This is a genomic window from Kribbella sp. HUAS MG21 (genome assembly GCF_040254265.1).
GTDB lineage: Bacteria > Actinomycetota > Actinomycetes > Propionibacteriales > Kribbellaceae > Kribbella.
In genome coordinates this window covers 6207487-6221881 of record NZ_CP158165.1, presented here as the reverse complement: position 1 = coordinate 6221881, position 14395 = coordinate 6207487, and the positions used below count along the sequence as shown (strand labels likewise).

General features: G+C 69.1%; 12 protein-coding genes and 1 pseudogene. 5 read left to right on the top strand and 8 right to left on the bottom strand.

Features of this window, described 5'->3' with window-relative positions; genetic code table 11:
* Window positions 1-21 precede the first annotated feature (21 nt).
* On the top strand, window positions 22-1080 hold the full coding sequence (locus tag ABN611_RS30095; RefSeq protein WP_350275632.1) for a LacI family DNA-binding transcriptional regulator: 1059 nt from the start codon (window positions 22-24) through the stop codon (window positions 1078-1080).
* Between the two features lie 60 nt (window positions 1081-1140).
* Here ABN611_RS30095 and ABN611_RS30090 read toward each other — a convergent pair whose 3' ends face one another.
* On the bottom strand, window positions 1141-2103 hold the full coding sequence (locus ABN611_RS30090) for an AraC family transcriptional regulator (RefSeq protein WP_350275631.1): 963 nt from the start codon (window positions 2101-2103) through the stop codon (window positions 1141-1143).
* Window positions 2104-2223: 120 nt separating this feature from the next.
* Here ABN611_RS30090 and ABN611_RS30085 point away from each other — a divergent pair, with 120 nt between their 5' ends.
* Together ABN611_RS30085 and ABN611_RS30080 are read left to right on the top strand one after the other, a co-directional pair.
* Entirely contained in the window at window positions 2224-2976 is a 753-nt protein-coding gene (locus ABN611_RS30085) for an SDR family oxidoreductase (RefSeq protein ID WP_350275630.1), read from the top strand.
* Window positions 2977-3028: 52 nt separating this feature from the next.
* Window positions 3029-3541 (top strand): annotated as a pseudogene (locus tag ABN611_RS30080) (alpha/beta fold hydrolase); the annotation flags it as partial.
* A 255-nt stretch (window positions 3542-3796) separates the two neighbouring features.
* Here ABN611_RS30080 and ABN611_RS30075 read toward each other — a convergent pair.
* The 4 genes from ABN611_RS30075 to ABN611_RS30060 all read right to left on the bottom strand — a co-directional run bounded on the left by ABN611_RS30075 (window position 3797) and on the right by ABN611_RS30060 (window position 7957).
* Window positions 3797-4786: a hypothetical protein gene (locus ABN611_RS30075; RefSeq protein WP_350275629.1), complete on the bottom strand. Its 990-nt coding sequence runs from the start codon at window positions 4784-4786 to the stop codon at window positions 3797-3799.
* 23 nt (window positions 4787-4809) lie between these two features.
* Window positions 4810-5628 carry an RNA polymerase sigma-70 factor gene (locus ABN611_RS30070; protein ID WP_350281705.1) on the bottom strand — a complete coding sequence of 273 codons (819 nt, stop codon included), beginning with the start codon at window positions 5626-5628 and terminating at the stop codon, window positions 4810-4812.
* A 181-nt stretch (window positions 5629-5809) separates the two neighbouring features.
* Window positions 5810-6763 carry a sigma-70 family RNA polymerase sigma factor gene (locus tag ABN611_RS30065; RefSeq protein WP_350275628.1) on the bottom strand — a complete coding sequence of 318 codons (954 nt, stop codon included), beginning with the start codon at window positions 6761-6763 and terminating at the stop codon, window positions 5810-5812.
* A gap of 9 nt (window positions 6764-6772) precedes the next feature.
* Window positions 6773-7957: an FAD-dependent oxidoreductase gene (locus ABN611_RS30060; protein ID WP_350275627.1), complete on the bottom strand. Its 1185-nt coding sequence runs from the start codon at window positions 7955-7957 to the stop codon at window positions 6773-6775.
* Between the two features lie 263 nt (window positions 7958-8220).
* On the opposite strand from ABN611_RS30060, the gene ABN611_RS30055 reads away from it, so the two are divergent.
* Entirely contained in the window at window positions 8221-9570 is a 1350-nt protein-coding gene (locus ABN611_RS30055) for an FAD-dependent oxidoreductase (RefSeq protein WP_350275626.1), read from the top strand.
* A 27-nt stretch (window positions 9571-9597) separates the two neighbouring features.
* On the opposite strand, the gene ABN611_RS30050 is transcribed toward ABN611_RS30055, so the two are convergent.
* The 3 genes from ABN611_RS30050 to ABN611_RS30040 all read right to left on the bottom strand — a co-directional run bounded on the left by ABN611_RS30050 (window position 9598) and on the right by ABN611_RS30040 (window position 13489).
* Window positions 9598-10794 carry a phospholipase D-like domain-containing protein gene (locus tag ABN611_RS30050; protein ID WP_350275625.1) on the bottom strand — a complete coding sequence of 399 codons (1197 nt, stop codon included), beginning with the start codon at window positions 10792-10794 and terminating at the stop codon, window positions 9598-9600.
* A gap of 410 nt (window positions 10795-11204) precedes the next feature.
* Window positions 11205-12440 (bottom strand): MFS transporter, encoded by a 1236-nt coding sequence (locus tag ABN611_RS30045; protein WP_350275624.1) that lies wholly within the window; start codon window positions 12438-12440, stop codon window positions 11205-11207.
* Window positions 12441-12676: 236 nt separating this feature from the next.
* Window positions 12677-13489 carry a phytanoyl-CoA dioxygenase family protein gene (locus tag ABN611_RS30040; RefSeq protein WP_350275623.1) on the bottom strand — a complete coding sequence of 271 codons (813 nt, stop codon included), beginning with the start codon at window positions 13487-13489 and terminating at the stop codon, window positions 12677-12679.
* Between the two features lie 65 nt (window positions 13490-13554).
* Between ABN611_RS30040 and ABN611_RS30035 the strand changes: the two genes are divergently transcribed.
* Complete coding sequence (locus ABN611_RS30035; RefSeq protein ID WP_350275622.1) at window positions 13555-14385, top strand: AraC family transcriptional regulator; 831 nt, start codon at window positions 13555-13557, stop codon at window positions 14383-14385.
* The last annotated feature ends 10 nt before the right edge of the window (window positions 14386-14395 follow it).

The window sequence follows — 14395 nt, the reverse complement described above, 5'->3', positions numbered from 1 at the left end:
GACCTGAAGAAGGGGGCCACGGTGGCACGCCAGCCGACGTCCGGTGACCGTCCGACCGTCAAGGACGTCGCCGCCTCGTCAGGAGTGTCCGCGACCACCGTGTCCCGGGTCCTCGCCGGCAACTATCCCGTCTCGACCGCGACGCGCGCCCGCGTGATGAAAGCCGTCCGCGAACTCGACTACGTCATCAACGCCCAGGCACGGGCCCTGGGTGGCGGCGGCACCAGGACGGTCGCCTTCATCGTCCACGACCTCGTCGGCCCTGCCTTCGCCTACGTCGGTCAGGGCGTCGAGCAGCAAGCCACCGCCGAGGGCAGGCTGTGTCTGGTCTGCACCACCCACGGCGATTCCGACCGCGAACTCGAGCTCATCGAGCTCATGCGGGAGCAGCAGGCCGAGGCAGTAGTCCTGGTCGGCGGCGGCAGCGACAGCGCGAGCTACGTCGAGCGAATGAGTCACATCGCCCGGGCGCTGGACAAGTCCGGCTCCCGCCTGGTGCTGTGCGGCCGCCCGCCGCTAGGTCCCGACGTGCCCGCAACCGTGGTCGAGTACGACAACGAAGGCGGCGCTTACGCGATCACCAGCTACCTCATCTCGCTCGGTCACCGCGACATCGCCTTCCTGGGTGCCGGCGAACCAGGTCACAGCACCATCGACGAACGCCTCCACGGGTTCGAGCGCGCCCACGAGGCACACCACCTCCCCGTGATGCCGCAGCGGGCCCAGGCGATCACCTTCGACCGCGAGTCCGGCTACCGGGCCACCCGCGAACTGCTGGCCCGCGGCCAGAAGTTCACCGCCGTCTTCGCCGCGACCGACGTCGTGGCCAGCGGGGTGCTGGTCGCGTTGCGAGAGGCCGGACTCCGGGTGCCCGAGGACATCTCGGTCGTCGGGTACGACGACATCCCCCTCGCCAGGGACCTCACACCGCAGCTCACCACAGTCCACGTGGACCACGAGGACCTCGGCCGCACCGCCGTACGCCACGCCCTCAACCGCGACCGGCACGCGATGAGCCAACACACCGTGATCGGCACCCACGTAATCATCCGCGACTCCGCGGGACCGCCACCCAACTGACGAGCTCGCCGCGGCGTCCGGGCAGTCCCACACAGGGGCTCGCTGGCCCGACCGAAAGTGCTAGGCCACTTCGCCGTCACGCGGGTCGTCACCAGGCCGTGCCTGGCGTGCCTGGTTTCGGAATTGTGCGGGTGATGAGCCGACCACGCGGCGGAACGCAGTACTGAAGGCGCTTTCGGACAGGTAGCCCGTGGCGCGGGCGAGTTCGGAGATCGACAGGGTGTCGCGGGTGAGGGCGTCGCGTGCGAGGCTCATGCGCCACTGGATCAGGTACTCCAACGGCGGGACCCCGACGTGGCGCTTGAAGGCCTGGGCGAACGCCGAACGCGACATGTGGCTGATCTCGGCGAGCTCCTTGAGGGTCCAGGAGTGGGCCATGTCCGCGTGTACGGCGCGCAAGGCCGCACCGATGCCGTCCTCGTTCAGGGCGCCCAGCCAGCCGGTCGGCCGGTCCGTCTGGCCGGCGTGAGCACGCAGCATGTGGACGAGCAGGATCTGTGCCAGGTGGTTCTGCACCAGCGGGCCGCCGGCCGCGGTGATCCCGACCTCGGTGGCCAGGAGATCGATCAGTTGCGCGAGCTGCCTGCCGTGAGGATCGGTCTCGCGGACGATCACGAGCGGCGGCAGGAGATCGGTCAGGAGGGCCGCGTTCCGGTCGTCGAAGCCGATGTGCCCGACACAGAGATAGAGGTCGTCCTCGGACTCCGGGCCGATCCGCACGAACCCGTCTTCCGCACCCGCCCACACCGGCGCGGCCGGGCGCGGGCTTGCGTCGAGCGTGCTGGCGAGCACGTAGGGCGGAGGGTTGCCCAGCATGAAGGTGTCCCCCGCCTGCAGGCGCACCGGTTCGTGTCCCTCGACGATCAGCCAGCACGTGCCGCGCACGAGACCGCCGATCCGTACGTGCAGGAACGTGTCGAAGCGCAATGCCCACTCCCCGACGGCCCTGAGGCTGGGTCCGACCACCGTGCGGGGCCTGAGCAGGCCGATCGCGTCGGCCACCGGATCCCGAAAACCGAGCACCGACGCCCCTTCCTGGACGATACATAAACAACTCTGGACCCTGCGTTATGGATCGTACTCCGCTGCTCCAGCAGTATCGATGTCGAACGATCGGTATCAAGAGCGATGGAGAGATTCGATATGGGACACCTGGATGGCAAGACGGCGGTGGTCACCGGCGGAAGCAGCGGGATCGGTCTGGCCACCGCCGTACGGCTGGCGGACGAGGGCGCGTACGTGTTCGTCACCGGCCGGCGCGAGGCCGAACTGGAGGCCGCGGTCAAGACCATCGGAACGGACCGGGCCACGGCGGTGGTCGGCGACATCTCGACGATGGCCGACCTGGACCGGCTCTACGACGCGGTCCGGGCTCGGGGCAACGGCCTGGACGTGCTGGTGGCGAACGCGGCGATCGGGTCGTTCGCCTCGCTGCAGCAGACCACCGAGGAGCACTTCGACCAGACCTTCGCGGTCAACGTCCGAGGCACGCTGTTCACCGTGCAGAAGGCGTTGCCGCTGCTCAACGACGGAGCCTCGGTCATTCTGGTCGGTTCGACTGCCGGCGACCGTGGAGTCGAGGCGTTCGGCGCGTACGCGGCGTCGAAGGCGGCCGTCCGGTCCTTCGCGCGGACGTGGTCGAACGAGCTCAAGGACCGTGGCATTCGGGTCAACGTGGTCTCACCCGCATGGATCGAGACTCCCGGCGGCACCGCCGCGTTCGGTGACGAGGAGACCGCTCGGGCCGTCAAGGAGAACGTCGCCGCGACCGTGGCCAAGGGCCGGATGGGCCGCCCTGACGAGGCTGCCGCGGTCGTGGCCTTCCTGGCCTCGGACCAGAGCAGCTATGTCGTCGGCGCAAACTTCTACGTCGACGGAGGCGCCAACCAGATCTGAGCGGGCACACGAGCGCGGCGTGGTTGCGTGCGGGCGGATCTAGCATGAGGTCGTGTACGTCGAGGTGGGCGGGCTGAGGATCGCCTTCGAGCGCATCGGGGCCGGGCCGGAGGTGGTTCTCGTCCACGGCTTCGTCGGCGACGCCCGCTCGACGTGGAGCAGCCAACTCGAAGGGCTGTCCGACCAGTTCACCGTGACCGCCTGGGACGCGCCCGGGGCGGGCGGGTCGACCGATCCGCCCGAGGACTTCGGCATGGACGACTACGCCGACTCGCTTGCGGGGTTCCTCCACGCGCTACAGATCGAGCGAGCGCACCTCGTCGGGCTCTCTTTCGGCGGCGCTCTGATCCTCGACGTGTTTCACCGGCACATGGGGCTCGTCTCTTCACTCACCCTCGTGAGTGGGTACGCCGGCTGGGTCGGCTCGCTCGGGAAGCAAGAGGCTGATCGGCGGCTGTCACGATCGCTGGAGGCGTCGCGGCTCACCCCGGACGAGTTCGTCGCCGCGATGGCGCCGTCCATGTTCTCGCCGTCGGCCGAAGGTGAACGCGTGGATTCGTTCCTCGACAGCGTCCGCGCGTTCCACCCCGGCGGCTTCCGGCGATGGCGCGGGCGAGCTACCCCGACCGGCGCCGGGTGCTGGCCGAGGTCGACGTACCGACGCTCCTGCTGTACGCCGACCACCGCCCGGGTAGCCGCGCTCCCCCGCCGGCTCCTCCGCGAACAACTCGACGTCGCCGTCACCTTCGCCGACAAACTCCAAGAACACCTCGACCTGCACACCTCGAAACGCACCCGCACCGAGCCATGGACGCCAGTCTCACCGTGCGCCGCCGCTCCGACGGGCGACGACCGCACACAGCAGCAGGCCGAGTGTCAGCCAGCCGGCGAGTACGGCGATCGGGCCGGCGGCGCCCTGGCCGTCGAAGAACGCGGTCGAGCGCAGCAGTTGGCCACCGGCACCGGGCGGGAGGAGTTGTCCGAGTGTGCCGGACCAGCCGGGCAGCATTTCAGGCGCGGTCGCGGTGCCCGACAACGGGTTGCCCACCAGCATCATGGTGGCTGCGCCGAGCCCGAGGCCGACGTACCCCAGCAGGGTCTGCAGCCCGAGGATGCTCACGGAGGTGGCAGCGACAGCCAGTGCGACTGCACCGCTGTTGGCCAGGTACGAGCCACTCAGGGATCCGAACCAGAACTGCAGGATCGCCGCCACCGCCAGGCCGCCCGCAAGAGCGAAGGCGAGTGCTCCGAGCAGCTGGCGGGCGGTTCCCCGGATCAGCCTGGTCAGCAGTACCGCAGCGAGCAGACCGCCCATCACGAGCGGCAACGCTCCGGCAGCGAGGCCCGCGCCCCGCGGATCGTCAGCGGGCAACGGGACGAGATCTCGGACGGCTGGGGTTGCACCGGTGTTGTCGGCGGGACGCAGACCGGTCGCCGCGGCGTTCAAGGCCTGGGCCACGGCGGCACTTGCACTCGATGCGGTGATGATCTGCGGCGCGCCGGCGCTGACATCGATCGCGCCGTACACCTCCCGGTCGCGGATCAGCAGCTCTGCCGCCGCGGTGTCGCGGACCTCGGAGATGACGAACGCGCCGGGGGCGCGTTGTTCGAGCGCCGCACGGATCTGCTGTACGGCGGGTGCCGGGCCGGCGACCGCAATCGGGAGGTCGTGGACCGAGGAGCGGACCGATGGCCAGGCGAACGCGGTCAGCAGCAGACTGACGACCGCCGTGAGCAGGGCGACCGCCTTCGCCACCTCGGACCAGGGCGACGGGGTGGTTCGGGTTGTGGGCAGGGCCGCTACGGCCATGTCGTTTCCTCCGGAGGCGGTGTTCATCGCAGGGAGAGTGGGGTTGGGTCCTCGACGCGTGTCAGCTTCTCGGGATTGCGGACGTAGTACAGGCCGGTGATCAGCGCGTCCTCGACACGGACCGCGAGGACGCCGTCGAGCCGTCCGTCGAGACGCAGTACGAGTGCGGGGTGGCCGTTGACCATCGCGGGTCCGGCCGTGAGGACGCTGTTCACCTTGCCGATCCCGCCGGCGAACATGCGCGCGACCTTGTCGGCGCCGGTGACCGGTCGCAGCGCAGCCTGCTTGATGCCGCCGCCGTCGGCCACCATGACGACGTCGGGGGCGAGCACGTCGAGCAGGCCTTGCAGGTCGCCGGTCTCGATCGCCTTCCGCAACGAGTCCAGCACCGCCCTGGTCAGACTCGCCGGAACCACCTGGCGCGGGCGGCGGGCGTCGACGTGCTGCCGCGCGCGGTAGGCGATCTGGCGGACAGCCGCGGGACTCCTGCCCAGGGCGGTCGCGATCTCGTCGTAGCTGACGTCGAAGACCTCGCGCAGTACGAAGACGGCCCGTTCGGTCGGCGCCAGGGTCTCCAGCACCAGCATCAGCGCCATTGACATGCTTTCCGCGAGTTCGACGTCCTCGGAGACATCCGGCGCGGTGAGCAGCGGTTCCGGAAGCCAGGACCCGACGTAGGCCTCCTTGCGACGCTTGATCGTGCGCAGCCGGTTCAGGGCCTGCCGGGTGGTGATCCGCACCAGGTAGGCGCGCATGTCCGACACCTGCTCCAGGTCGACCTTCACCCAGCGCAGCCAGGTCTCCTGCAGTACGTCCTCGGCATCGGCTGCCGAACCGAGCATCTCGTAGGCCACGGTGAACAGCAGGTTCCGGTGGGCCACGAAGGCTTCGGTCGCGGCTGTGGGGTGGCGCGATCCGTCGTTCGGCACGGCACAGTTCTCCTCGCTCGGCTCGTGTACGGCCTCAAGACACCGCCCGAGACCCCGGTATAACAGCACGTGACCGCGGTCACAGCCCGCCGGATCACCACGGTGCGATGAGGAGCCGGTCGGGTCCGTGCTGCCGCCACGCCTGCGCGAGACGGGCGATGCGATGCGGCGCGGCGATGCCGTGCACTGTTGCGATCTTCCCGTCGGCGATGTCGAACGTCACCGCTCCGACCACTCGGTCACCGACCGCGAACAGGATCGCCGGGCCGGCGTTGACACGGGCGTAGTGAACATCCGGAGTACCGCCCGCGAACCGCCGTTTCGCGGACCCGGGTTCGAAGCCCGCCCGGACGACGGCGGCGATGCGTTGCGGAGTGTCGTAGCGCAGGAGCGCCGTCGTCAGTCCGGCGCCGTCGGAGATCGCGGTCGCGTCGTCGGTGAGCAGCGCCACCAGCCGCTGGGTGCGGCCGGACGAGGCAGCAGCGAGGAACTCCTCGACGATGCTGCGCGCGGAGGCATGGTCCACCTCTGCGTCCCGCCGGCGCGCCGCGGTGACACGGCGCCGGGCCCGATGCAGGTGCTGCTGGCTGGCGGACTCGGTGATGTCCAGGATCCCGGCGACCTCGGCATGGCTGTACGCGAACGCTTCGCGCAGGACGTACACGGCCCGCTCGACGGGCGACAGCTGCGCCATCAGGGTCAGTACGGCGAGGGACACGAGCTCGCGCTGTTCGAAGGTACCTGCCGGGCCGAGCATCGGGTCGCCGTCGAGCAGCGGCTCAGGAAGCCAGACGCCGACCGTGCGTTCGAGACGGACCTGCGCGGAGCGGAGCCGGTCGAGGCACAGATTGGTGACGACCTTCGTCAACCAGGCTTCCGGCACCTTGATCCGCTGCGGGTCGGCGGCCTGCCAGTGCAAGAACGCATCCTGCACTGCGTCTTCGGCGTCGCTCGCCGAACCCAGCAGCCGGTAGGCCAGCGAGGCCAGCCGGTCTCGGCTGGCCTCGAACCGGCTGCTGTCGAAGTGATCCGCGGCGGCGCTATCCACTCGAGGCACCTACGCGAGCAACTTCTCGGCGGAAAGATCACGTGGAGCCAGGCGGCGCGTGCGTTTGGGCAGGCCGAAGGTTGGGTGCGAGATGGTCCACCGCGCGATTCTGTTGATGCCCTCTTTGACCAGCGCCGCCTGCCGGCCGCCCTGGTACTTCGGCCGTGGCTGTCCTTCGGCGTCGATCGTCTGCAGGATCCCGTCCCGCCGTCCCAGCGTGATGTAGTTGTAGGTGTAGACCAGCTTCACCTTCGCGGGCTGGCGGCCGGTCAGCCGTCCCACCACCGCCTCGATCGCCTGCCGACCGGTGAATCCGGCCGAGGCGCACGACATCGGCAACGGCCGGCCGTTGTCGCCAATGGCATGGACGCTGTCCCCCACCGCGTAGACGTTCGGATGCGACACCGATCGCATGCTGCGATCGACGACGATCAGGCCGTTCGCGGTGACCTCGAGACCGCTCGCGGCGGCGATCGGCCCGACCACGAACCCCGCCGCCCACACCGTCACGTCGGCAGCCAGCACAGTGCCGTCCGCGCACAGGACCCGTGCCGCCTCTACGGCCTCGACGCTCGCCTGCTCCACGACAGTGACACCGAGCCGATCACAAGCCCGGCGTACGTGACCGCGGGCACCGGCGGACAGCCGCGCGCCCAACTCGCCCCGGGCGACCAGCGTCACCGATAACCCGGGCCGGGACTCGGCGATCTCGGCGGCCGCCTCGATGCCGGTCAGCCCATCACCCACGACCACCACGTTCCCGCTCGTCAGGCCGTTCAGCCGCTCACGCAGCCGCAGCGCCGACGGCCGGCTGGTGACGTCGGACGCGAGCTCCGCAACCCCGGGAACGCCACGGTCCGCGACTCGGCTTCCGAGCGCGTAGACAAGCGTGTCGTAGCCGACCTCGCCCCCGCCGTCGGCGTCGGCCACGGTGACCGTCTGCCGCTCGGGATCCACGGCGGTGACGCGCGCTATGCGCAGCTGTATTCCCGTACCAGCGAACGCGTCCGCCAGCTTCGTGGTCCCGAGCTCACCGCCGGTCGCCAACTGGTGCAGCCGCATCCGCTCCACGAATTCCGGCACCGCGTTCACCACCGTGATCTCGGCGTCCGCCGGCGACAACCTGCGGGCCAGATTCCCGGCCACGTACGCCCCGGCATAGCCGGCGCCGATCACGACGATTCGATGCTTCATCTGCTACTCCTGTCGGTTCGCTTGCCGCTCTCATGACTTGAGCGGAACAGCCCCCCGATTGCTGACAGCAACCACCTGTGACCTAGGCCATCCCCCGGTCGTTCGGACGAAACCGGCACTCGCACTCCCGGTCCAATCCGTCGATGCGTCCAGCTTGGACTTGGGCAAGAAGACCTTGGTGCCGCCGCTGAACAGGGCAAGCGCGGCAAGCAGCCCGGCAACGATCCAGAGGGTGAGGTTCACGAGCACTCCCGGTGGCGTAGTTGATCGCGCAGAGGACACCGCCGGGCCTGGCATTCCCACAGCCCCAGCTGGTGACATGGATCACGCCCCTGACCGGGGCAACTGTGATTCATCCCGGAAGGTGTGACGGTTCGCGTCGGTGCGGTGTCTTGTTCTCGACCCTGCAGATCGAAGGAGACACCATGAGCAGAAGCATCGACGTCGTCGTGGTCGGCGGTGGGTACGCCGGAGTGATGGCGGCCAACCGTGTGAGCCGGCGTGACGACGTGAAGGTGACCGTGATCAATCCGCGGCAGGTCTTCGTGCCACGACTGCGACTGCACCAACTGGTGGGCGGGACGCACGATGCGGTCGCCGAATACCAGGAGGTGCTCGCCGATGGCGTCGAGCTGGTGGTCGACAACGCGAACCACATCGACGCTGTGGGGCGCACCGTGACCCTCGCCGACGGTGGCAGCGTCGGCTACGACTACCTGGTCTACGCCGTGGGCAGCCACAGCGGCGGACAGCAGGTGCCAGGCGCAGCGGAGTTCGCTTATCCGGTCGCGACTTTCGAGGCCGCGCAGCGGCTCCGGGCGGCGCTTCTCGAGATACCCCGGTCAGCCACCGTGACAGTCGTCGGGGGCGGTCCGGTCGGTATCGAGACTTCTGCGGAACTCGCGGAACAGGGTCGCAGCGTCAGGCTGATCTGCGGCGGCGACGTCGGCCCGTACCTGCATCCCAGCGCTCGCCGCACGGCCCGCAAGTACCTCGCCGATCTGGGCGTCGAGGTGATCGAGGGTCCGGATGCGTCCGTCACCGCGGTGAGTTCGGGAGCCGTGGAACTCGGTGACGGTCGCACCCTGGCGAGTCAGCTCACCATTTGGGCCGCAGGTTTCGGTGTGCCCGATCTGGCAGCGCGCAGCGGGTTGCGCACCGACGCCGCCGGGCGCCTGCTCACCGACGAGACACTGACCAGCCGCGACAGCAGCCGCATCGTCGCGGCGGGCGACGCGTCGGCGCCGTCGGACCTGCCGTTCCGGATGAGTGCCTACATCGCCGGCTGCCTGGGCGCGCACGCCGCCGATACAGTCCTGGCGCGGATCGCGGATGCGCAACCGGCGCCGATCGACCTGGCGTTCCAGGCCATGTGTTTCAGCTTCGGCCGCGGTGCCGGAATCTTCCAGCTCCTTCACAAGGACGACAGGGCGAAGCGGTTGTACTTCACCGGGTTCATGGGGCGCAAACTCAAGGAGTACTCCTGCGCCGCCAGCGTCAAGCACCTGGTGACCGAAGCGCGCAAGCCAGGCTCACACCACTGGCCGAAGGACGGTGGACACCGGCCCGCCCTGCTACGAACCCGGAACGACGTGCCGACACCGAGCGCGTAGTTGCCCCCGGTCGCTCAGTTGAACGGCTCAGGTGGTCGAGGCGACGGTCCACAGGCGGGTGAAGTTGGCGGCGTACGCCTCGACGATTTCGGGGTGGGACAGTTCGACCATCGCTTCGTCGTTGCGGCGTAGTGAGGTGGCGTTGAAGTTGTGGCTGCCGGTCATCACCCAGCCCCGCGCGCCGGGACCGGTAACTACCAGGTACTTCGAGTGGATGCGGCCGGACGCCGTACCTCCATCCAGAACCCGCCGCTCCACGCCGGCTGCGTCCAGGGCCTCGGTGACTTCGGGGTCGGCCAGACCGTGTACGACGCGAACCTGGCAACCGGCCGCTCGCAACTGCGCGAGCTCGGCGACGATCGCGAGCCGCGTGGCGTCCCATTCGGACTGGCCGATCTCGACTCGCGTGCGGCCGTCGGCGCGGCAGCCGATCCGGTTGAGGCGCTGAGCGATCGGGTCGCGGTCGGCCACCGGGTAGAACTGCGCGGTCACCCGGCCGTCCCGCATGCCGCCGGTCACGGTGGTGTCGTAGTCCGGGTTCTGCACCTCGGCGGCGAGGTCGTCGAAGTACCGGCTGTACCCAGCGAACAGCCGCTGGTTGTCGGGCAGCACGACGAGGTTGTTCCAGTAGCTGGTCGAGTTCACGTCGGTGATGTTGTTGGACGCCTGTACGACGACATGGTCACGACCGCCGGTCGACGAGAACAGGGAGAACTTGTTGTGCATGCCCTTCGTGCCCTGGCAGGAACTCGTGTTCCCCTCGGGACTCAGGTGGCTGCAGACGTGCACCCAGGAGCGGGCTGATTTGTTGGTGCCGAGGGTGTTGACGAGCGTGGATGCCGCCGGGTTGGCGACCTGCCAGCCGTCGATCACCACGCGGACCTCCACACCGCGCCGGTAAGCATCCAGCAGCACCGACACGTAGTCGGCACCCGCGTCACCGGACACAACGAACTCCGCGACCTCGATCGACGCCCCGGCCGGGGTCTGCTTGATCAGCGCGCAGATGCGCTCGACGACCGCCGTCGGCGTGCCGGCCACCGGGTCGTTGAACACGGCAGCGGTCCGCACCGGCACGCTGGCCGTGTTCCGGCAGGCGCTGCGCGCAGGTTCGTCCAGCGCAGCACGTGCGGCCGGAACGACCACGGCCTGCCCGATCGCCGCAGCGACAACCAGCGCTGCGAGGCCCGCGATGTACGGCCGAAGAGAACGTGCGTGACGCATGCGGCATCTCCCGTGTAGTGAGGGCGGTCGGCCTCGGATGCTTCAGCGTCCGTGTGACGCAAACACAAACCCGAGGCCACGAACATGCGAACGTTCGTGTGTTGACCCCGTCCCGCTGCCGTTCGAACAACTGGCCGGCGTCCCTCAGATCGGACTGCAGCCGTTGTGGTGGGTTCCCCGGCCACGGTCCGACCGGAACCCCTCACAGCCGAAACATCCCCTTGACAGCCGGGGAACCCGCCGAACACCCCATCACAAGCCGCGCACGGAACACAACTCTCCACCGTCATCCGGACAACCGCCACCAGCCAGTGGCCGTTCACCTGTGACCGGCGGTCGCCTAATCTGCCGTCCAGTACAAACCGATTTGCACACCACGGAGGATGACGCGGGTGTGGCGGTGTGGCTGTTCATGAGTGTGTCGGCGGAGACTGGTTTGGCTCTTTGGCGTCGGCGTGGCGCTGGGTGCGTGACCAGGAGTGGCCGGCCAGGATCGCTAGGGCGCCGCCGGTGGCGCCCATCAGGGCGATGGCGGTCGCGGGCGATGTCAGGTCGGCCAGTACGCCCGCCGCGGCGACCCCGAGGCCTTGTGCCGCCTGCAGGCCGGCTGAAGCCAAGCCGACCACCTGGCCGCGCTGGTCGTTGGGCACCAACCGCACGAAGGTCGCGTGCGCGAGCATCGTGTACGAGGACAGTACGCCGACCAGCACCCAGAGCCCGACTGCGCCAGGTACGGACGGAAGTACGGCGCTGACCGCCAGCGGCACTGCGGACGCGACCGCCAGTGGACCCAGTGATCGGGAACGCCACCGGGCCGGCAGCCAACGGCTGAGCAGCACCGAGCCGATCATCGCTCCTACCGGATCGGCCGCCATCAGTAGACCGACCGCTGCGTCGCCTCCTCCTGCCTGGGCGGCGTACGGCGCGGCGAGTCCCTCCGGTGCGAGGTAGAACCCGTACAGGTACAACAGACCCAGCAGACTGCGTAACCGACGATCGGTCCAGATCAGTCGCACTCCCGCGGACACCGACCGGCCGACTGTTCTTCTTGCTCCTGCCGGTACGTCGCGATGCCGCAGACCGGTGCGGATCATGGTCGAGGACACCAGGAAGGTTGCCGCGTTGATCCCCAGCGCGACGTGCGATCCGGTCAGGCTGACGAGGAGTCCACCCACCGCGAAGCCGAGCACCTGGACGACGCTGTCGGTGGCACTGGCCAGGCCAACTCCGACGACGAAGCGGTCGCCCTCGAGGACGTCGGGCAGCAAGGCGTTGCGGGCAGCGCTGTACAGCGGTTGCAGACTGACCACGGCGACCAGCAGGACGATCAGCACGGCGATCGGCAGTCCGGGGATCGCCATCGTCGCAGTCAATGCTGCGCGAACGAGCTCCGTCACCACCATCACCGTGCGTCGCGGGAACCGGTCCGCCAGCCCGGTCAGCAGCGGTGCGCTGACCAGCGGCGGAAGGAACGACAGGGCGTAGGTGACCGCGGTGAGCAGCGCCGAGGCGGTCCGGTCGAAGACGAGCACGGCGATCGCGACCCGCGCCAGCTGGTCGCCGAGCCTGGACTGCGCATGCGCGATCCACAGCGCCCGGAACTCCGCGACGGCCACGACCTCCCGGATCGTCGGACGGTTCGCCATACCGCGGACAGTACGGACGCCCGCTTTCAGATCACTGTCACCGCGAGCCGCCCTGGACGGTGAAAGCGGACTGAAAGCACGGACTGCCACACTCGCCGGAGTTCCACATCCGGGAAAGGAGGTGCACTGATGAAGGACGACCGCGAGTACTTCGTCCCCAACAAGGACTGGTGACCAGCGAGCCGGCGGGCTCCGGTCAGTCGGTGTGGGGCGCCGGAGCCGGCCGGTGATGTCCGCTAACGCACCTCCGGGTGAACCGGCCGCTCCGACGAAGACGCACGCGATGCTTCAGCTGCTCGCTCTTCGCGAGCGGTGCGCCGGGCGGCCTGCCACGGGAAGTCGCGCGGCTTGGCGGCCGGTTCCTCCGGGGTTCCGCCGCTGATGATGTACGCCCGCCGGTGGTCGGCGGATCGGTTCGGGGACGTGTAGTGCAGGGTCCGGCTTGCGTGGATCGTCGCTCCGCCCGCCGGGATCGGGCACGCCACGGCGGTGGAGACATCGACCGATCCGGGCTCCACTTCCAGGCCGTGCACCCGTGGGTCGCCGCCGATCGGCCGGTGCGGGACCACCTCGCCGCGGTGCGAGCCGGGGACGAAATGCATGCAGCCGTTGTCAACCGTTGCCTCCTGCAACGGAATCCAGATGCTCAGCGCGTGGTAGCTGATGCCCGGGTTCCAGTACGCCTCGTCCTGGTGCCAGGGCGTCTCGACCCCATTCCGCGGCGGCTTGTTGATCGCATGGTCGCCGCCGAACGTCGCGTCCGGACCGAGCAGCTCGGCCAGTACCTCCTGCGCACGATCGAGCGTCTCGCTGCGCAGGAGCTCCGGCGCGTACCGTGACGGGTTGAGGATCTGCGGGAGGTTGGCCTCGCTCCCCTCGTCGTCCGCACCGGCGAGGTCGAACTGATCACCGGCCGAACGCCCGGCCCGCTCGGCGAAAAGACGGTCGTAGATCGTGCGCATCCGCTCGACCTCCTCGGCGGAGATGAACGACTCGAGCGCGAGGAAACCCTGGTCGTGGTACCGGACCACGTCGTCTGGTGTGAGCATGTCCACGACCCTAGGGACGGTTCCGACTGATTGCGTCCGGAATCGAACGCGAGAGAAAATCGAACATGAGTGACCGGATCGAACTGCAGGATCCCGGCCCGCCCGGAGTCGTCACACTCGGCCGCTATCGGTACTCGTACGCGCACGACGTACTCGACGCGCACTCCCACCCCGGCTGCGTCGAGGTCTGCTACCTGGCCCGGGGCCGGCAGCGCTATCGGCTGGGCGACCGGGTCTATCAGCTCACTGGCGGCGACCAGTTCGTCACCCTCCCGGGCGAGCAGCACGACAGTGCCGGCGAGCCCGAGGACAAGGGCGTGCTGTACTGGCTGATCGTCCGCGTCGACGACTCGCCGCTGCTCTACTTGGACAGCGCCCGCCGGCGACAGCTGAGCCGGGCGCTCCTCGGCATCCCGAGCCGGCAGTTCCGAGCACACCCCGACGCGCGGTTCTTGCTCGACGACGCGATCGCGCAACTCACCGGCCCGCCGACCGAACTCGCCCTGCTGCAGGCGGCGATGTCGCTGGGACAGTTCCTGGTCCGGACAGTGACGGCGAGCGCCGCCGATCAGGCGCGGCCGGTGTCGGCGGTCGTCGAGCGGAGTCGGCAGTACGTCGCCGAACATCTCGGCGAGCCGATCACCGTACCGATGCTCAGCCAAGCCGCGGGCCTGTCACCGGCCCGCCTGCACGCACAGTTCCGCCAGGAGCTCGGCATGCCGCCGGGCGAGTTCGTACTGCGCAGCAAGATCGAGCACGCCCGCGCCTTGCTCATCGAAACCGAGCTGCCGGTCACCGAGATCGCGCACTCCCTCGGCTTCGCCAGCACGCAGTACTTCGCCACCGCCTTCAAGCGGCTGACCCGAACCACCCCAACGGCATACCGACGCGGGTAGCCGCCTCGGC

Coding starts and splice junctions, on each gene's coding strand:
- ABN611_RS30040 (WP_350275623.1), bottom strand. CDS start 13,489: ATGCTCACACCAGACGACGTGGTCCGGTACCACGACCAGGGTTTCCTC.
- ABN611_RS30060 (WP_350275627.1), bottom strand. CDS start 7,957: ATGAAGCATCGAATCGTCGTGATCGGCGCCGGCTATGCCGGGGCGTAC.
- ABN611_RS30045 (WP_350275624.1), bottom strand. CDS start 12,440: ATGGCGAACCGTCCGACGATCCGGGAGGTCGTGGCCGTCGCGGAGTTC.
- ABN611_RS30070 (WP_350281705.1), bottom strand. CDS start 5,628: ATGCTCGGTTCGGCAGCCGATGCCGAGGACGTACTGCAGGAGACCTGG.
- ABN611_RS30050 (WP_350275625.1), bottom strand. CDS start 10,794: ATGCGTCACGCACGTTCTCTTCGGCCGTACATCGCGGGCCTCGCAGCG.
- ABN611_RS30035 (WP_350275622.1), top strand. CDS start 13,555: ATGAGTGACCGGATCGAACTGCAGGATCCCGGCCCGCCCGGAGTCGTC.
- ABN611_RS30075 (WP_350275629.1), bottom strand. CDS start 4,786: ATGGCCGTAGCGGCCCTGCCCACAACCCGAACCACCCCGTCGCCCTGG.
- ABN611_RS30085 (WP_350275630.1), top strand. CDS start 2,224: ATGGGACACCTGGATGGCAAGACGGCGGTGGTCACCGGCGGAAGCAGC.